This is a genomic window from Actinoplanes sp. HUAS TT8 (assembly GCF_051380535.1).
GTDB lineage: Bacteria > Actinomycetota > Actinomycetes > Mycobacteriales > Micromonosporaceae > Actinoplanes.
On sequence record NZ_CP195646.1, the window covers coordinates 4,392,881 to 4,411,210 of the forward strand.

The window sequence follows — 18,330 nt, forward strand, 5'->3', positions numbered from 1 at the left end:
GACCTTAGAAGGTGTCGGAGCCGAGTCGCGTGCGCAGCTTGGCCAGCGCCTGGGCGAGGAGCCGGGACACGTGCATCTGGGACACCCCGACCTGCTCGCCGATCTGGCTCTGGGTCAGGTTGCCGAAGAAGCGCAGCGTGACGATCTTCCGCTCGCGGTCGGTCAGGCTTTCCAGGGCCGGCCCCAGCGACAGATGCAGGTCGGTCTCGGCGAAGCCGGGGTCACGGGCACCGAGCGTATCGCCCAGTTCGGTGTCGCCGTCGGCCACGATCGGGGCGGACAGCGAGGTCGGCCGGTACGCATGCGCGCCCTCCAGGCCCTCGATGACTTCTTCCTCACCGAGGCCCAGGTGGCCGGCGATGTCGGCGACGGTCGGCTCCCGGCCGATCGTCTGGATCAGCTCGCCGCGCGCCCGGTTGATCGCCATGTTGAGTTCCTGCAGGCGGCGCGGCACCCGGATGTTCCACATCCGGTCCCGGAAGTGCCGGCGCAGCTCGCCGAGGATGGTGGGGATGGCGTATCCGGCGAAGTCGGCGCCGCGCTCGGGTTCGAACCCGTCGATCGCCTTGATCAGGCCGACGACGGCGACCTGGTTCAGGTCCTCCTGCTCGACGCCGCGGCTGGAGTACCGTTTGGCCAGGCGTTTCGCCATCGGCAGCCAGGCGGTGATCGCCTGTTCGCGCTTCCAGGCCCAGGAGGCGTCGTCGCGCGGGGTCTCCACCAGAGCTGTGGCGAGATCGGTCTCGTTGTCGGTCGTGGTGATGGCCATGACACTCCCCTTCACCGGGCCGGGGAGGTCCGCCATGTGCACGAGACACACCCCGATGCCCTGATGCACATCTGGATGATTCCTCGGCACGCTGTTTGACCGATGCAGGAACCCTAGCCGTACGTCTCGGTTCATGCCAGCCGAAAGTACTAATCGATGCAGGTGGCGCACTCCTACCACCGTTACGTGTGACACAGGACGCGTTTGGCGGGCAAAACTTCTGGGAATCGGCGCGGCACACCGCGACGGCGCTACAGGGAGACGACATGGAATTCGGCTGCACGATCGAACGGCACGACGATCGGGTCGTCATCGTGCCCGAGGGCGACATCGACGCGGAGAGCGCCGGCGCGCTGCGCCAGGTGTTGCGCCAGGCCGTCGAGACGCCCGGCTTCACCGCGCTGGAGGTCGACATGGGCCGGGTCTCGTTCCTCGACTCGACCGGGCTCGGCGTCCTCGTCGCCACCCGCAAGGCCGCTCAGGCCCGTGGCATCACGTTCCGCCTGGTCAACCCGGGTGCGATGGTCCGCATGCTGCTGCAGGTGACCAACCTCGAGGAGACCCTCACGGGGGTCTAGATCAAGATCAACATCATCTGCGCGTACGGCGTGAGCAGCGCTGTGATCTTGAGGGCGCCGCTGACGCCGTACGCGCACATGGTCTTGAAAAATCAGTGCCAGGGGGCGTGGATCACGCGGTCGACGCGGATCGTCAGGAGCACGCGGGTCTGCTCACGGCCGCCGTAGTTCTGGTACGGCCCGCCGGTGTACTTCTGCGAGATGCGGTCGATGCTCTCCCGCGCGCCGTCGGTGTCCATGCTGATCACGGTGCCGTTCAGCGAGTAGTAGGTGGTCGGGTCGGCCGCGTCGAGGATGCTGACGGCGACCCGCGGGTCCCGCTCGATGTTGCGCAGCTTGCGGAAACCCTGAACGGTGTTGATCAGCACGTGCTTGCCGTCGGTGTCGACCCAGGTCTGGGTCAGTTGCGGCGAGCCGTCCGGGTTGGTGGTGGCGATCAGGCACGGGCTGGGCGCCTCGAGCATGTCGATCAGGCGGGTCGGCAGTTCGGTCACGGCGGCCGACTCTACCGTCAGTGATCAGTGCCGGGGACGGAACTGCAGCACGGTCGCGACCCGCTGGTCCTCGGTGAGCGCCACCGACTGGAAGAACTCGCTGATCGTGCGCACCGCGCTCTCGAACGCGAAATAGTCCATGGGCTTGGTCACGTAGGCGCTGGCGTGCTGCTGATAGCTGGCGTCCACGTCCTCCCGGGCCGACGACGTGGTCAGCACCACCACCGGGATGGTGCACAGCTCGTCGTCGTTCTTCATCGCCGCGAGCACCTCGTGCCCGTTCATCCGCGGCATGTTCAGGTCGAGAAGCACCAGGTCGGGGCGCCGCGCGTCGGCGTAGAAGCCACGCCGGTGCAGGAAGTCGAGCGCCTGCCGCCCGTCCGCGACCCGCGTCACGATCGGCGGCACGCTCGCCGTCTCCAGGGCCTCCTCGACCATCAGGAAGTCGGCCTCGTCGTCGTCGACGACAAGGACGTGAAGGGCCCGAGCGCTTACCACGCCGCCGCTCATACCCACTCCCGGCCGGATTATCACCTCGTACTTTCTCACCTCACCCTTCCATGTTCCCGGCGATAGCGTGGCCCGCATGACGACCTCTCGTGCACGCCGCCTCGTGGCCGGCGCCGGACAGGTGGCCCTCGGCGCCTTCCTGGCCTTCGCCGGCACGTCCCACCTGACCGTGGCCCGGCAGGAGTTCCAGGCCCAGGTCCCGGCCTGGCTGCCCCTGGACCCGGACTTCGTGGTGCTGGCCTCCGGCGTGGCCGAGATCAGCCTCGGCGCGGCCCTGCTCACCGTCTGGAAACAGCCGGCCCGCGGCCTGGTCGGCGCGACCGCGGCCGCGTTCTTCGTCGCGGTCTTCCCGGGCAACATCGCCCAGTTCGCCGAGCACAAGGACGGCTTCGGCCTGGACACCGACACCAAGCGCGCGGTCCGGCTGGCCTTCCAGCCGCTGCTGGTCGCGTGGGCGTTGGGGGCGACCGGCGGCGTCGGCGCGCTGAGATCCATAGTGGCTCGGGCCCGGCGCTAATTCGGTCCCGGCCCACGGCCGTACGTGCAAGGATCCTCTGGATTTCACGGGAGGAAACAGACGTGCGGCAGATCAACGAGCGGCTGATGAACTGGGCCAGCATCATCGGGGACGAGACCCTGGAGCAGGCCGAGAAGGCGTCCCGGCTGCCCTTCATCCACCCGCACATCGCGCTCATGCCCGATGCTCACCTGGGCAAGGGGGCGACGGTCGGTTCGGTCATCCCGACGCTGGGCGCGCTGATCCCGGCCGCGGTCGGGGTCGACATCGGCTGCGGGATGGCCGCGGTGCGGACCCAGTACCGGGTCGAGGATCTGCGGCCGGACCGCAGCGGGCTGCGGACGGCGATCGAGGCGGCGGTGCCGCTCTCGGCCGGCTCCTACAGCTCCCGGGTGACCGATTCGGCCCAGGCCCGCATCGACGTGCTGCTGAAGAAGGCGGACTTCGACCCGGCCCGGTACGCGAAGAACTGGCAGCTGCAGCTCGGCTCGCTGGGCAGCGGCAACCACTTCATCGAGGTGTGCTCCGACGAGCGCGGCTCGATCTGGTTGTTCCTGCACTCGGGGTCGCGCGGCGTCGGCAACAAGATCGCCACGCATCACATCCAGGTCGCGCGGGACCTGCAGGAGAAGCGCGACGTCGAGCTGCCCGATCGTGACCTCGCGTACCTGGAGGAGGGCACCGGCGAGTTCGACGCCTACCTGGGTGAGCTGCGCTGGGCGCAGGACTTCGCGCTGGCCAACCGGGACGAGATGATGGACCGGGTGGTCGCCTGCTTCGCCGAGTTCGTCGGTGGGCCGGTGCACGAGCTGGAACGGGTGCAGTGCCACCACAACTACACCGAGCAGGAGACGCACTACGGCAAGACGGTGTGGCTGTCCCGCAAGGGCGCGATCAACGCGGCCCAGGGGGTGGCCGGTCTGATCCCGGGGTCGATGGGTGACGCGTCGTACGTGGTCGTGGGCCGGGGCAACGCCGAGGCGCTGAACTCGTCGCCGCACGGGGCCGGCCGGGCGTACTCACGCTCGAAGGCTCGCAAGACGTTCACGCGCGAGCAGCTGCGGACGGCGATGAAGGGCATCGAGTACCGGGACACGGACGCGTTCCTGGACGAGATCCCGCAGGCCTACAAGCCGATCGACGTGGTCATGAACGACGCCGCCGACCTGGTCACGATCCGGCACACGCTGCGCCAGCTGGTCAACGTCAAGGGCGACTGATCGCGACGCTTGACTTCAAGCGCTTGAGGTTTGATGTGCTTGCGGCATGGCGACATTCACCATCCAGGACGTGGCGCGGCGCAGTGGGCTGAGCGAGCCCACGCTGCGCTACTACGAAGAGGCCGGCCTGGTCGGGCCGATCGAGCGGGACCTCAAGAGCGGGCACCGGCGCTACGGTGCCGCCGACCTCGACACCATCGAGGCGTTGTCGTGCCTGCGGGCGGTCGGCGTCGGCATCGAGGACATGCGGACGTATCTGGCCAACCGCCGGCGCGGCCACGCGGCGGCGGCCGAGCAGCGTGACCTGCTGCTGCGGCACGCCGCGCGGATCGAGGCGGAGATCGTCGCCCAGCAGGCCCGGCTGGGCTATCTGCGCGAGAAGGCGGCCCTGTGGGACGCCCGCGACCGCGGCGACGAGCGGGCCGAGTCCGAGATCACCCGGCGGGTCGTGGACGCGATCGGCCGTCTGGAGGTGGCGCGATGAGTCCGATTCTGGTCACCGGCGGGTCGGGGTATCTGGCGACGCACCTGATCGCGGTGCTCCTCCAGGACGGGCAGGAGGTCCGCACCACGGTTCGCGACACGGCGGGTAGCGACGAGCTGCGGGCGGCCGTGCGGCGTGGCGGGGCCGACGACGCCGGGCTGGAGATCGTCGCGGCCGATCTGTTGAGCGACGACGGCTGGGCCGCCGCGGTGGAGGGCTGCGCCGAGGTGCATCACGTGGCCTCGCCGATCCCGCCGGTCCAGCCGCAGGATCCGGACGAGCTGATCGTCCCGGCCCGCGAGGGCACGCTGCGGGTCCTGCGAGCGGCGCGGGACGCCGGTGCCCGTCGGGTGGTGCTGACCTCGTCGTTCGCCGCGGTCGGTTACACGCCGAAGCCGGGCGCGGAGTTCACCGAGGACGACTGGACCGATCCGGACACGCCCGGCCTGCCGCCGTACCCGCGGTCGAAGGCGATCGCCGAGCGCGCCGCCTGGGACCTGATGACCCGCGACGGCGGCGGCACCGAGCTGGTGGTGGTCAACCCGACCGGGATCTTCGGCCCGACCCTGACGACCCGCCCGAGCTCGTCGACCCTGCTGATCAGGGCCATGCTCGACGGGACGATGACCGTCGCGCCCCGGGCCCGGTTCGGTGTCGCCGATGTCCGGGACATTGCCGACCTTCACGTACGGGCGATGACCACGCCCGCCGCGGCCGGTAAACGTTTCCTCGCGCTCGCCGACGGCCCGGCCACGAGCTTCGTCGAGGTCGCGGCGATCCTGCGGGAGGAGTTCGGCGCGGACGCCCCCACGCAGGAGGCGCCCGGGCCGGACCTGCCCCGCCCGGTCATCCACAACGAGCGGGCCAAGGCGGAGCTGGGCTGGCAGCCCCGCCCGATGCGGACCACGATCGTCGACACCGGGCGGAGCCTGTACGACCTGGGACTGCTGGATCAGGCCCCGAGGGTCGGGTAGTCGGTGTAACCGGTGTGGTCGCCGCCGTACGCCTTGGAGAAGTCCGGGGTGTTGAACGGGCCACCGGCGGCCAGCCGCGCCGGCAGGTCCGGGTTGGCCAGGAACAGCGCGCCGTAGGCGACCAGGTCGGTGGTGCCGTCCTCGATCAGGGCGAGCGCGTCCGGGCCGGTCGGGTTCGGGTAGGTGCCCGGGTTCAGCACGAACGTGCCCGGCCACTGGGCGCGCAGCTTGGTGGTCAGCTCACGGCCGGCCGACTCGGCGACGTGCAGGTAGGCCAGGTTCAGCGGGGCCAGCCGGGCGAGCAGCGCGGTGTAGAGCTCCTCGATGTTCTCCTCGGCGATGTCGTTGTACTGGTTTCCGGGCGAGATCCGGATGGCGACCCGGTTCGCGCCGATGGCCTCGACGAGCGCGGCGGCCACCTCGTACGCGAATCGGGTCTTGCCCTGAATGTCCTTGCCCCAGCCGTCGGTGCGCAGGTTGGCGTTGGAGGACAGGAACTGGTGGACGAGGTAGCCGTTGGCGCCGTGGATCTCGACGCCGTCGAAGCCGGCGGCGATCGCGTTGCGGCCGGCCTCGGCGAAGTCGGCGATGATCTGGGTGATCTCCGCCTCGGTCAGCTCCTTCGGCGCGACCATGTCCTGCTGGCCGGCGTCGGTGACGATCTGACCGCCCGGGGCGACCGCGGACGGCGCGACCGGGTGCAGGTCGCCGGGCAGGGTGTCCGGGTGACCGATCCGGCCGGTGTGCATGAGCTGGGCGAAGATCACACCGCCGTTGGCGTGCACGGCGTCGGTGACCTTGCGCCAGCCGGCGATCTGCTCCTCGGAGTGCAGGCCGGGCGTATTGATGTAGCCCTGCCCGCTCACGGACGGCTGGGTGCCCTCGGTGATGATCAGGCCGGCGCCGGCCCGCTGCGCGTAGTACTCCGCGTTCAGCTCGGTCGGGCTCAGGCCCGGGCCGTGCGCGCGGTTGCGGGTCATCGGGGACATCGCGATGCGGTTGCTGAGCTTGGTGCCGCCGAGGTCGTACGCATCAAATGCCGTAACCATGTCAAGTCCTTCATCCCGTGAACGGTTCATGCCGTGAACGAAGTTAGTTCATGGCATGAACGTCCGCAAGTACGATGGCGGACACAACCGTGAGACGAGGGAGAATGTGCAGGTGACACAGCCAACCGGGTTCGGCGACATGCTGCTGGGGCTCTCCCATCTCATCCAGCGCCGCCACGTCCAGATCTGCGCGGAGCACGACCTGACACCCGCCCAGTCCCAGCTGCTGTGCACGATCAAGGACGAACCGCGGCGCATGGTCGACCTCGCGGCCCAGCTCGGCATGGCCAAGCCCGCACTCAGCCAGCTCATCGACCGCATCGAGAGCCGAGGCCTGGTCCGCCGCACGACCGACGGGCAGGACCGGCGGGTGGTCATGATCCATGCGACCCCCGAGGGACAAAAAATCGGGCGAGCACTGTACGAGGATGTCGACGCCCGCCTGCCCGACGTGCTCGCCGCATTGAGCTCGGCCGATCAGGAGCGATTCGCGCAGCTGGTGGCCGCCATCCCGCACGTGCACTGCCCGCGCGTGTGAGCCCGGCGGCGAGCTAACATCGCCGCGTGAGTCGGCGGGGGCACTACGTGCGTACGGTGTTGGGACTCGGCGTGGCGCTGGCCGCCGGGGCCGCGCTGCTGTTCGGCGCACCCGCCCAGTCCGGGGAGCCGCAGCCGGTCGCGCTGACCGCCGCCTGGCCCGGCGCCGCCCGGGGCAGCGTGCCGTCCAAGCTGGCCGACGGCAGCGAGTTCACCCCCGGCCTGTTCCTCGACGCGAAGACGTCGGTCGGCACGGCCCAGAGCGCCGACTCGAAAACGCTGCGCCTGGTCGTGCGCGACCCCGACGGGAATCTGCTGGAGCTGCGCAAGGTGCCGGCCGAGCACCGGGCGCCGTTCGCCGGGCTGACCCTGAGCGGCAACACGCTCATCTGGGTGGAGAGCATCGACGGCAAACAGCAGCTCTGGTCCGGTGACCGGCACGACCCGAAAACCGCACGGATGCTCACCGCCGACGTCGGGGCCATGCAGTTCTACGACTCCGACCACGACCTCGTCGTGGCCGACGGGCGGGTGCACTGGGTGGCCGGCGGGAAGGGCGACGAGACCGAATTCCGGTCGGTGGCGCTGACCGGCGGCCCGGTCACCGTGACCACCCAGAAGGGCACCTGGTCGCTGGCCGCCTGGCCGTGGGCCGTGGACGGCCAGCACTCGGCGCGCGGGACGACCACGCTGCGCAACCTGACGACCGGCGCGACCGTCGCCACACCGTCGGCCGAGCGATCGGTGACCGGGTGCGGGGCGACGTGGTGCCAGATGGTGTCGATCAACGAGGACGGGTATTCACGGATCGAGCTGTCCCACCCGGACGGGTCGGCCCGCCGCAAGATCCTGGAAGGCAACGTCGAGACGGCGATCACCGACGTGGCCGTGCTCGACCGGTTCGAGGTGCTGGCCAAGGTGACCTCGCAGTCCGAACTGAGCGGGAACCAGCAGCTGGTCGTCTACGACCTCAGCAACCGACACCTGGTCCTGGTCAGCCCGGACGCGGCGAACATCACCTACCGCGCCGGGGTGCTGTGGTGGTCGACCGGGGACCAGTCGTCCTACATCCGGAACAGCCTGGACCTGCGCACTATCTGAGCTCGTGGTCGAACCGGACGCGGTGGGCACCGTCCTCGTCGACGGTGAGGCCTCCCGTGCCGCTCCCGGGGACAATGGTGAGGAACTCGGCCTGCCCGTCCGTGCCCGTGGTGGTGGCGGAGTGGGCGAATTTTCAGGTGCCGACCCGGCCCTGGCCATTGCCGTTGTTTCGGCGGGGTCGTGTTGCGGAAACTGTGTCGACATATATGCATGATCATTTAGGGAATTTGATTTGGCATGATCATCCGCTGACATGGTGGCGTTTGGGTTTGAGATAATTTTTGTATGGGGCAGATGTCGTTGTTCGGTCGGGCGGAGACGGCTGCGATGCGGGATCGGACTCGGGCTCGGAACTATTCGGCGGAGCGTGATGAATTTCGTCGCCGGCAGAAGATTCGTCGGGACTGGGGATTGAAGCGTCGTCATGCTGAGAAACTGCGTCGCCTGCGAGAAGGGGACACCGAGGGGCGGGTCGTTCGGGACGAGCGGGCGGGTCTTGGTGTGGCGGCCGGGCGGCCTGTGGCCCGGGTCTCGCACGCCACTGAATCGGCCTCGCCTGCCTCAGCCCCGGCTCCGGCATCGCGGACGGCAGTTCCTGACCGGCGGGCCGTGACGCCGCAGCCTGCGGTTTCGGGGGTTCGGCAAGCAGCTGCTGAGTCGATTGCTGCGCAGGGGGCGCCGTTGTCCGCGCAGGCGGGTGGGCGGCGGTTGTTGTCGGCATTGTGCCTGAGGTCGTTTGGGGTGCTGGGGCTTCGGCGGGGTCGGGGTGGGTTGTTATTGATTAAGTTTGGTCGCCGTGGGGTGATGGTTGCGGTGGCACTCGATGAGGTGTGGTGGCGTCGGGTTTGTGGGGGTCACCGTTCTGCGGTTGAGGTTACCGAAGATTTTATTGGACGTTCTTTGGTTCCCTTAATTTTGTTCGGTGGGCGTGGTCCGCCTTTTTTTTGGTGGTTGGGTTTGTCACCAAGTTACTGGGAGGGTGGTTAGGCCGTAGACGGAGTTGGCGGCGCGGAAATGTATTTGGCCGGCTACTCGTAGGTGGGGGAATCGGTGTAGTACTGCTGGGATGGCTATGCGTAGTTCGGCTCGGGCCAGTGATGCGCCGACGCAGTGGTGGGCGCCGTGGCCGAAAGCGACGTGGCCGGTGGTGCCGCGGCGCACGTCCAGCGTCACCGGGTGGTCGATCAGCGTGGGGTCGCGGTTGGCGGCGGGGAGGGAGATCAGGAGCAGGTCGCCCGGTTCGACCTTGTGGCCGCCGAGTTCGACGGGTGTGGTGGCCAGGCGGATGATGCCGCTGCTGATCACGCTGATCCAACGGAGCAACTCCTCGACGGCGGCTTCCGGGTGGTCGTGGACGGCGGCGAGCTGGTCGGGGTGGCGTAGCAGGGCCAGGAGTCCGAGACCGATCATGTTGGCGGTGCTTTCGTGGCCGGCGATCAGCAGCAGGTGGGCCAGGCCGACCAGTTCGTCCTCTCCCAGCTCTCGGCCGTGTTCGCGGATCAGGTCGCCGAGCAGGCCGGGGCCGGGGTGGGTGCGTTCGCGGGCGACCAGGGTGGCCATGTGGTCGCGGGACTGTTCGAAGATGGCGACGCGGGCGGGGAACGGGCGGGACAGGTCGAGGTATTGGCCGGACCAGCGCTGGAACGCGGCGCGTGACTCGAACGGGACGCCGAGCAGTTCACAGATGACCTGAGTGGGGACCGGCATCGCGAACGACCGGATCAGGTCGGCCGGTGGGCCGGACCGTTCGACGGCGTCCAGGTGGTCGGCGACGATCTGCGCGATGCGCGGTTCCAGGAGGCGCACCTGGCGCATCGTGAGCTGCGGGTTCAGCATGCGCCGCAGTCGCGTGTGCTCCGGCGGGTCCAGCGCCGGGAGGTCGCCGGCGGTGGCGCGGGCCAGCTCCTCCGGGGTGCGCTGGCCGGCGATGCCGAGACGGTCCGGCGTGATCGCGCTGCTGAAAGTGATCGCGTCGGCCGGCACCCGCCGCACATTGTCGAAACCGGTCACCAGCCACATCTGAACGCCGTACGGGGTGTTCACCCGACGAATCCCGCCGTCGAGAATGCGAGGGTCGGGATGGAACTCGCCCTCGCGCCGCATGTAGGGCGGAATGTCAGTCATAGCGGCTCCGCTCGATGGCGTTGACGGCCGGTTGTCGATGAGACGAGTATCGGCCGCATCGGCATCGTGAAAAAGGGGGTGGAGTAATGCACGACTTTTCTCAGGCGCAATGGCGGATCTCCAGTTACAGCACGGCGCACGGCACCTGTGTCGAGGTCGCGGCCGTGGGGGACGACGCCGTCGCGGTGCGGAACAGCAATTCTCCGGAGCTCGGCGCGGTGATTTTCACTCGCGCCGAGATGAAGGCGTGGCTGCTCGGCGTGAAGGACGGCGAGTTCGACGACCTCGGCTGAGCCGGCCCGGTGCGTGTCGCGCTGCTGGGGCACCGCGGTAACCCGTACGTGGGTGGCCAGGGCGTCTACCTGCGCCATCTGAGCCGGGAGCTGGTCCGGGAGGGGCATCGGGTCCACCTTTTCTGTGGGCCGCCATGGCCGTACGCCGATGATGGGGTTGATCTCGTCCCGGTGCGCGGCCTTGACCTCTACCGGACCGGCGACCCCGATCCGATGACCGCGTTGCGGCGCGTCCGCGGACCGGTGGACGCCCTCGAATGGGCCACACTGATGGCCGGCGTCTATCCCGAGGCGCTCGCTTTCTCACTGCGCGCCCTGACGCGCCTTCGACGATCACATCCTTTCCCGTACGACGTCGTCCACGACAATGCGGACGTCGGCTACGGACTTCTCGGACTTCTCGGAAAAGCGCCCGTGGTGGCCACGATCCACCACCCGGCCACCATTGATCGCGAATTCGACGTGGCCGCCGAGCGCGGATTTCATCGACAATTATTAATGCGCCATTGGTACGGTTTCACGCGCATGCAGGGCCGGGTCGCGCGCCGCCTGATCGGGCTGACCACGGTGTCCGAGGCGGCCCGATCGGCGATCGTGGACGCGTTCCGGGTGCCGGCCGAGCGGATCCGCGTGATCGAACTGGGTGTCGACGAGCGGGTGTTCACGCCGCCGGCGACTCCCCGCGTGCCCGGCCGGATCGTCACCGTCGCCAGTTCGTCGGCGCCCCTCAAGGGCATGTCCGACCTGTTCGAGGCGGTGAGCCGGCTGCGCGCCGAGCCGACCGGGGCCGGCCCGCCCCGGGTTGAGCTGATCGCGGCTGACACGCCCGGGGTTGAGCTGATCGCGGCCGAGCCGCGCCGGGTTGAGCTGATCGTGGTCGGCCGACCGCGTCCGAGCCCGGCCGGGGTCCGGTTCGTGACCGGGCTGGACGACGCCGAACTGGCCGCCCTGGTCGGATCGGCCGAGGTGGCGGTCGTGCCGTCCCGGTACGAGGGGTTCTCGCTGCCCGCGGTCGAGGCCATGGCGACCGGAACCGCCCTGGTGGTGACCGCCGCCGGCGCCATCCCCGAGGTGGTGGGCGATGCGGCGCTGCACGTGCCCCCGGGTGATCCGCCCGCGCTGGCCGCGGCGATCCGGCGGCTGCTGGACGATCCGCCGTCGCGCCGGCGGCTCGGGGAGGCCGGACGGGCTCGGGTGCTGCGACGTTACACCTGGCGGCGGACCGCGCGGCGGACCGCCGAGTGGTACTCCGAGATGGGCGCTATCTGGGCAGCATCGCGGCGTCGAGAGTGAGGTCGACGACGCCGGTGCGGGTGCCCGCGGTGAGGATCCCGGCCGTGTGGTCGAGCGCGTGAACCGGGACACCCAGCGGGATCGTGGCGTGGAGTCGCCGGTCCCGGACGTCCCAGATGCGGATCGTGCCGTCGTGTCCGGCCGACACGAGCGCCGTGTCACTCAGGAAGCAGACCGCGCGCACCTGATCGGTGTGCCCGGTCAGGACCGTGCCCGGGGACAGCCGGACCGTCCCGTCGGCGCCGGCCGAGGCGATCCGCGAACCCCGCACCGCGACCGACCAGACCCAGCCGTCGTGGCCGGTCATCGTGGTGATCTCCGAGCCGTCGACCACCCGGACCGTGCCGTCCGACCCGGCCGTGACCAGCCAGTGGCCGGAGGAGCGGACCGCGCGGATCGGGCCGTCGTGCACCGGGATCGGGCCACGCACCCGCCGGCCCGGCCCGAGATCCCACACCGTGAGCCGGCCGTCGGCGGTGCCCACCGCGACACCGCCGTCCACCTCGCACAGGGCGGTGACCGCGGCCTCGCCGACCCGGATCGGCGGGCGGTCGGTGACGCCGCCGAACACCGAGAGCCAGCCGTCGCTGGAACCGAGCACGACAGCCCCGGCGACGGCGGCGACCGTGTTGATCACCCGGGTGGTCTCCAGGAGCCGGACCCCGGGCCGGCCGGGCACCCAGATCCGGGCGCGCCCGGACTCGCCGACAAGCACGCGCGTGTGATCGGAAGCGGTCGCGATCGCGTCGACCGAACCGGGCTGACCACCGACCGGGGCGCCGATCGCCGTACCCGGGACCGGATCCCAGAGCCGCAGCGTGCCGTCGTGTCCACCGGAGGCGAGCAGCGGCGGGCCTCCCGGTCGCGGAACCACACACAGGTCGCGGACCATGCCGCGATGACCGGGCAGGCCCCGGGCGCCGGGGCGGCCGACCTCGCTCAGGCCGATCTGCCCGTCGCCCCCGCCCGACGCCAGTACCCCGTTCACCTGGCACAATGCCCGGATCACGGACACATGCGCCGCCGACGGCACCCCCACCGCCGCGCGGGTGCCGACGTCCCACCACCGGATCGTGCCGTCCACCCCGGCGACCGCGAGGACTCCGGGCCGGGGCGAGGCGAGCGCGAGGACCGGCGCCGGATGTCCGCCGACCGGCGCTCCCACGGCCTCCCCGGTCCGCGGATCCCACAGCCGGATCATCCCGGCGGCGTCCCCGGCGGCGAGCAGCCGCCGCCCGTCACTATCGGACAGGGGGCACACCGCCCGGATCGCCGCCGAGCCACCACGCAGCACCAGCAGAACCTCGCCCGACCGCACGTTCCACACCCGGACGGTCCCGTCGGCACCACCCGACGCGACCTCCGCCCCACCCCATCTCGCCAGGGCGAGCACCGGTCCGTCGTGGCCCTTCAAGGGATTCCCGTACGGGGTGAGCGTGTCCAGCCACCACCGGCGAACCGTCCCGTCGTGCTCGGCCGACACGAGCATCGCCCGTCCGTCCACGAGGATCACCCGGGCCATCACCATCAGCCCCGGCTCCACGCGGGTCGCGAACCCTCGGGGCAGCAGGGAGACGGCGTCCCACCGGGTGACCACGCCGTCCATGGTCATCGCCATCAGGTCGGATCCGGCCGAGTCGACGGCGGCCACGAGACCGGGGTTGAGCGCGGGCGGCTCCCCGCCGGCGAGCGCGGCCGACAGGTCCCACAGCCGGGGTGCCCCGTCCTCCCCGGCCGTGGCCAGCAGCGTCCGCCCGTCCGGCCAGGTCCCGGCGCTGATCGCCCACAGTGCTCCGGCCATGCTGCTCAGCGGGACCCCGACCTGGGTGCCGCGGGCGGTGTCCCACAGCCGTACCGTCCCGTCCGCGGCGGCCGACGCCAGCAGGTCCCGCCCGGGAACGGCGGTGAGAGCCTCCACTCCCCCGGTGTGCCCGGTCAGCGGCTCCCCCACGGCTTCGCCGGTGGCCGGGTCCCAGAGCCGGATCGTCCGGTCGTCCCCCGAGGACGCCACCAGCAAGCGACCGCCGTCGGCACTGGCCGCGCACACCGCCGCGACCACCCCGGCATGCCCGCGCATCGGATCCCCGACCGGGCCTCGCCGGTCCCAGCGGCGTACCGTCGCGTCCGCCCCGGCCGACACGATCAGGACCCGGTCGTCCCCGGTGCGCACCGCGCAGACGTCGACCACCGGCCCGTCATGACCGGTCAGCGGTGCACCGACCGGCGCCCCGGTCCCGGCATCCCACAGCCGCACGGTCCCGTCACCGCCCCCGGACGCGAGCATCACCTGTCCGCTGTCGATCGTCCGGCCGGTGCCGGGTACGAGGCAGATCGCGCCGACCCCGCCGTCGTGGCCGAACAGCGGCGGGCCGACCGGGGTGCTCGTGGCCGGATCCCACAGCCGCACCGTGCCGTCCGCGCCGCCGGTCGCGACCAGCGTTCGACCGCCCGGCCCGGCAACAGCGCAGACCGCGGTGACCGGACCGCGATGGCCGGTCATGGGGGCACCGACCGGCAGGGCGGTGGCCGGATCCCAGAGGCGCACGGTGCCGTCGTCGCCGGCCGAGGCCAGCACCCGGCCGAGCCGGGAGTCCTCGAAGAAGACCAGGCCGGCGACGCTGCCGGTGTGCCCGGGCAGCGGGACGTGCAGCGTCAGCCGCTCGGCGTGACCGGCCCGGACCGTCCACGGCCGTCCCGGGCCGAGGTCGAACTCGTGCGCGCCGAGCGCGGTCATGGCGAGCTGTCGCAGCCCGGCACGGTCCGCGGCGCCGGCGGCGGCCAACTGGTGTCGGGCAAGGATCACCCCGGCGACCGGCAGTGGCAGGCCCGCCCCGCCGAACACGGTCCGCAGCGCGTCGGCGGCGATGGCAAGCGGATCCAGCCGGTCGAGCACGTCGGGGGCGGCGGCGAGGGCATCCCAGACACCGGCATCGGCGACGTGGCCCGAGAGATGCATGACCACGTACGGATTCGCCACCCCGGCGTCCGGACGACCGCCCGCGGCGGCGGGGCCGGCCGTGGTCAGGGCGATCAGGGCGTGACTGATCGCCGGCTGGCGGGACGCGCCGGCGTCGGCGCCGAGCAGCTGCTCGGCGAGCACCCGGTGGGCCAGCCGGTAGACGGTCTGGCCGGCCTCGTTGTCCACGGCCACGTAGGGGTTGGCCGCCTCCAGGAACGCCGACACGTCGCCGTCGCCGATCGGGGCCGGGGACAGGGCGGACGCCATCGCCGCCCAGACGCCGCCGACGATCGGTATGCCGCGCCCACGGCCGAGGGCCAGCGCCTCGACCAGCGGCCCGAACGCCGGGTCCAGCCCGGCCAGCCGGGCGGCGGCCTGCGCGAACAGACCCCGGTGGTCGGCGGGCAGCGGGTCGCCGAGCCCGTCCGGGTCGGCGATCATCTCGTGCACCGCCAGGTGGGCGTAGAGGAAGTCGCTGTCCTGGGCCGCCTCGGCGATCCGGTCCGCCCCGGCCACGCCGGCCCGGGCCAGGCGGCGTGTAACGTAGCGTTCCATCGCGTCCGGGTCCGGGCCGATCCACACGACCTTGGCGAAGCCGGGCGGCGCGACCGCGGTCAGCGCGTCGAGCAGGTCCTCGTCCTCCGGTTCCGGCCGCAGCAGGCCCTCCCGGGTCGAGGCGCGCGTGCCGACCACGAGGCGCACGTTCTCCAGCGCGGCCAGCGGGCGCAGTACCGTGCGGGCGATCACCAGAGGCTCGACGGCCTCGTCCAGGGCGTCGACCAGGAGGGTGAGGGGCTCACGACGTACGCGCGCATTGTCGATCAACCGGTCGAGCAGATCGGTCGTGGCAGCGCTCGCATCCAGGGGTTTCGTCTCGACGGCGGCGGCGATGCGCCGGACGAGGGTGTCGAGGGTCATGCCGGTGAGGTGGATCGTGGCGTCGAACACGTGGTCGGCCGGCTGCTCACGCGGCGGCAGCGGGTCGACCAGCCCGGAGCGCACCAGCACCGAACGCAGATCGGGCCGGCTGTGCACCAGCAGATGTCCGAGCAGTGCGGACTTGCCCGAGCCGGCGCGGCCGGTGACGATCAGCAGTCCGGTCCGGGCGGTTCTCAACCAACGAACTATCCGCGTACGTTCGTCCGCGCGGCCCTCGAAGAACCAGGACAGTTCGCTCTCCTGGGCGCCGCGCGCCTTGGCCACGAAGTGGCCGCGCTCGTCCGGCGGCAGCGCCGCCAGCACCGTCTCCAGCTCCCGCAGCAGGTCGAGGGGCAGGCTGACCGCCGCGGCCAGGGGCAGCACCGGGCGGGTCAGGGCGGCGTCGCCGAGCCGGCGGCCGACCACCAACCCGGTCGGCAGGCGCCGGTCCAGCTCGGCGGCGAGGCGCCACAGCTCGATGCGCTCGTCGGTGCGGAAATTCTCGGTCAGGCACTGGCGCAGCGCGGCCGAGAACCGGCCCAGCGCCGTCGAACCGTCCCCGGAGACGCCGACGAGCAGCACGCGGTCGGCGCCGAGCAGACCGGACGCGAGTTCGGCGTTGAGCTTGTCGACGAACCGCGACGACCAGCAGGTGTCCACGACCACGATCGCCCAATGGTCGCCGGCCGTGGCCTGCCGGGCCCGGATCGCCTCGGCCAGCTGCGCCGGCAGCAGGCCCGAGGTGCGGACGGCGGCCGGGCTGCGGGCGTGCGCGAGGGCGACGTCAAAGCCGTCCGACCAGCCGTGACCCAGCCAGTAGAGCACCGAGTCGGCCGGTTCACCCGGGCGCGACCAGTCGCGCAGGCGGCGGTCCACGGCGTCGCCGCCGCGCTCGTCCATCGGCACGGCCCACGGTTCGGTTTCGGCGCCGAACTCGGCGAACAGGGCGGCGACGGTGGCCAGCTCGGGCTCCACGGCGAGCGCCGGATGATCCTCGTAGGCGCCGACCACGACCGGGAACAGCTCCGGGCCGGTCATGGCCCGGCGTCGGCCATCACGAGCTGGCTGACCGGGGACGATCCGCCGCCCGCGGCCTCGACCCGGTACACGCCCGGGGCCGGGACCGCGACCGTCCCGGCGATCCGCCCGTCGGCCCGCCGCAGCGGAACCGGCTGCACCATCCGGTCGGTCGACGCGTCGATGACCCGGCAGGACACGTCGAGCGGATGATCGGCGCCGCTGACCTCGACCGTGAACGGCACGCCGGGCCGCACCAGGTCGGGCAGGTCCAGCCCGAGATCACCGGCGCCGAGCCACGGCCCGGTGCGCCGATCGGTGAGCACGTCGGCCACCGCGATGATCGCCTCGTTGCTGCGCGCGATCGCCCCGTGCGACTGGGCCAGGGGCATCGCGGCGACGTCGTGCAGCTGCGCCGACTCGCGGTAGACCGTCCCGTCGCCGGCCAGGTCGACCCGCTCGATGCCGCCCGCGGCGGCCGGCTTGCAGGTCCAGCGCTCGCCGACCGCGACCCCGGCGTCCAGCCGCACCGACTGCGTGGTCGGCTGATGCGCGCCGACGACCTGGACGTGGCCGGGCAGCGCGACCCGGGCCACCCGCCCGGCCCGCGCGAACGCCGCCTCGGCCAGCTCGCCGTCCCCGCCGAGGCCGCGCACGTCGGACACGTCGAGGCGGCGCGCGTCGGTTCCGGTGTCGACACAGCGGTACGTCGGCAGCAGGTCGTACACGCCCGGCAGGCCCCGGACGAGGTCCCGCAACCGGGCGTGCGGCAACGGCAGCGGGCCGCCGCGCCCGGAGCTGAGCAGCACGACCGCCTTGGCCGCGCCGTAGAACGGCGTGCCCAGCGTGATCACCCTGCGGACCAGATCGGCGGCGCCCGGGATGGTGGTCAGGTGTCGCGCGAGCAGGCCGCCCATCGAGTGGGCGACGATCACGACCCGCACGTCGTCGCCCGGTGACCGGGCCCGCCAGGCCCGCAGGTGGGCGTCCGCGAAGTCGGCCAGCAGCGCCGCGTTGTGGCTGACCGGCAGCCGCCAGTCGTAGCCGAACTCGGCCACCGCGGCCGGATCCCGGGTCACCGGGCGGATGCCGTCGAGCAGCCGTCCGTACGGCTCGAACCCGCGCAGCACCGGCGCGAACGCCGGGAAGCGGAGCAGGCCGGTCGCCCGCACCCGCCCGTAGTGCCCGGCCCGCTCGTCGTCGGTCAGCGCCAGGGCCCGCAGGGCCGAACCGCCCGCCCAGGCCTTCACATACCAGCGCGGGTCGCGCAGACCCCACAGGGTCTCGCCGGTCCCGGTGTCGACCAGCTCACTGCCCATGATCCCGGGCACCACGACGACGGCGTCGCCGGTCACCACAGCGTCAGGCTGCCCCACGAGCCCAGACTAGGAGCCCGCTCGGCCCGGCAACAGCGGCTGATCCGGTCGGCTGTGGACACCACACGGCTGTACCACCGCCCGGGTGACGCCCCAGGCCGGAACCCGCCCGGCCGT

General features: G+C 71.5%; 16 protein-coding genes. 9 read left to right on the forward strand and 7 right to left on the reverse strand.

Annotation, left to right across the window (positions count from 1 at the left end):
- Positions 1-4 precede the first annotated feature (4 nt).
- Positions 5-769, reverse strand: coding sequence for a SigB/SigF/SigG family RNA polymerase sigma factor (locus ACSHV8_RS19800; RefSeq protein WP_436535189.1), 765 nt, complete (start codon positions 767-769; stop codon positions 5-7).
- Between the two features lie 266 nt (positions 770-1,035).
- Here ACSHV8_RS19800 and ACSHV8_RS19805 point away from each other — a divergent pair, with 266 nt between their 5' ends.
- Positions 1,036-1,347, forward strand: a complete 312-nt coding sequence (locus tag ACSHV8_RS19805; RefSeq protein WP_436535191.1) for an STAS domain-containing protein — start codon at positions 1,036-1,038, stop codon at positions 1,345-1,347.
- Between the two features lie 92 nt (positions 1,348-1,439).
- Here the strand turns inward: ACSHV8_RS19805 and ACSHV8_RS19810 are convergent, their stop codons facing one another.
- A complete protein-coding gene (locus ACSHV8_RS19810) occupies positions 1,440-1,841 on the reverse strand; it encodes a PPOX class F420-dependent oxidoreductase (protein WP_436535193.1) in 402 nt (133 codons plus the stop codon).
- A gap of 24 nt (positions 1,842-1,865) precedes the next feature.
- The gene (locus ACSHV8_RS19815) at positions 1,866-2,339 is read right to left on the reverse strand and encodes a response regulator (protein ID WP_436535195.1); all 474 of its coding nucleotides are present in this window, start codon (positions 2,337-2,339) and stop codon (positions 1,866-1,868) included.
- Between the two features lie 88 nt (positions 2,340-2,427).
- Here ACSHV8_RS19815 and ACSHV8_RS19820 point away from each other — a divergent pair, with 88 nt between their 5' ends.
- From ACSHV8_RS19820 to ACSHV8_RS19835, 4 genes are all read left to right on the forward strand, one after another.
- Complete coding sequence (locus tag ACSHV8_RS19820) at positions 2,428-2,868, forward strand: DoxX family protein (RefSeq protein ID WP_436535197.1); 441 nt, start codon at positions 2,428-2,430, stop codon at positions 2,866-2,868.
- A 62-nt stretch (positions 2,869-2,930) separates the two neighbouring features.
- Positions 2,931-4,088 carry an RtcB family protein gene (locus ACSHV8_RS19825; RefSeq protein ID WP_436535199.1) on the forward strand — a complete coding sequence of 386 codons (1,158 nt, stop codon included), beginning with the start codon at positions 2,931-2,933 and terminating at the stop codon, positions 4,086-4,088.
- A 46-nt stretch (positions 4,089-4,134) separates the two neighbouring features.
- Positions 4,135-4,572, forward strand: coding sequence for a MerR family transcriptional regulator (locus tag ACSHV8_RS19830; protein ID WP_436535201.1), 438 nt, complete (start codon positions 4,135-4,137; stop codon positions 4,570-4,572).
- Positions 4,569-5,546 (forward strand): NAD-dependent epimerase/dehydratase family protein, encoded by a 978-nt coding sequence (locus ACSHV8_RS19835; protein WP_436535203.1) that lies wholly within the window; start codon positions 4,569-4,571, stop codon positions 5,544-5,546. The genes ACSHV8_RS19830 and ACSHV8_RS19835 overlap by 4 nt, the downstream gene beginning before the upstream one ends.
- On the opposite strand, the gene ACSHV8_RS19840 is transcribed toward ACSHV8_RS19835, so the two are convergent.
- Complete coding sequence (locus ACSHV8_RS19840) at positions 5,525-6,595, reverse strand: alkene reductase (RefSeq protein WP_436535205.1); 1,071 nt, start codon at positions 6,593-6,595, stop codon at positions 5,525-5,527. The two genes, ACSHV8_RS19835 and ACSHV8_RS19840, sit on opposite strands and share 22 nt — an antisense overlap.
- Positions 6,596-6,707: 112 nt before the next feature.
- Between ACSHV8_RS19840 and ACSHV8_RS19845 the strand changes: the two genes are divergently transcribed.
- Entirely contained in the window at positions 6,708-7,133 is a 426-nt protein-coding gene (locus ACSHV8_RS19845) for a MarR family winged helix-turn-helix transcriptional regulator (RefSeq protein WP_436535207.1), read from the forward strand.
- Between the two features lie 26 nt (positions 7,134-7,159).
- Positions 7,160-8,233 (forward strand): hypothetical protein, encoded by a 1,074-nt coding sequence (locus ACSHV8_RS19850; protein ID WP_436535209.1) that lies wholly within the window; start codon positions 7,160-7,162, stop codon positions 8,231-8,233.
- A 960-nt stretch (positions 8,234-9,193) separates the two neighbouring features.
- Here ACSHV8_RS19850 and ACSHV8_RS19855 read toward each other — a convergent pair.
- The gene (locus ACSHV8_RS19855; protein ID WP_436535211.1) at positions 9,194-10,357 is read right to left on the reverse strand and encodes a cytochrome P450; all 1,164 of its coding nucleotides are present in this window, start codon (positions 10,355-10,357) and stop codon (positions 9,194-9,196) included.
- Between the two features lie 86 nt (positions 10,358-10,443).
- Between ACSHV8_RS19855 and ACSHV8_RS19860 the strand changes: the two genes are divergently transcribed.
- Together ACSHV8_RS19860 and ACSHV8_RS19865 are read left to right on the forward strand one after the other, a co-directional pair.
- On the forward strand, positions 10,444-10,650 hold the full coding sequence (locus ACSHV8_RS19860; RefSeq protein ID WP_436535213.1) for a DUF397 domain-containing protein: 207 nt from the start codon (positions 10,444-10,446) through the stop codon (positions 10,648-10,650).
- 9 nt (positions 10,651-10,659) lie between these two features.
- Positions 10,660-11,943 (forward strand): glycosyltransferase family 4 protein, encoded by a 1,284-nt coding sequence (locus ACSHV8_RS19865; RefSeq protein ID WP_436535215.1) that lies wholly within the window; start codon positions 10,660-10,662, stop codon positions 11,941-11,943.
- Here ACSHV8_RS19865 and ACSHV8_RS19870 read toward each other — a convergent pair.
- Together ACSHV8_RS19870 and ACSHV8_RS19875 are read right to left on the reverse strand one after the other, a co-directional pair.
- Positions 11,912-16,858 carry an nSTAND1 domain-containing NTPase gene (locus ACSHV8_RS19870; RefSeq protein WP_436535217.1) on the reverse strand — a complete coding sequence of 1,649 codons (4,947 nt, stop codon included), beginning with the start codon at positions 16,856-16,858 and terminating at the stop codon, positions 11,912-11,914. The genes ACSHV8_RS19865 and ACSHV8_RS19870 overlap by 32 nt on opposite strands.
- A complete protein-coding gene (locus ACSHV8_RS19875) occupies positions 16,855-18,213 on the reverse strand; it encodes a lipase family alpha/beta hydrolase (RefSeq protein ID WP_436535218.1) in 1,359 nt (452 codons plus the stop codon). The genes ACSHV8_RS19870 and ACSHV8_RS19875 overlap by 4 nt, the downstream gene beginning before the upstream one ends.
- Positions 18,214-18,330 lie beyond the last annotated feature (117 nt).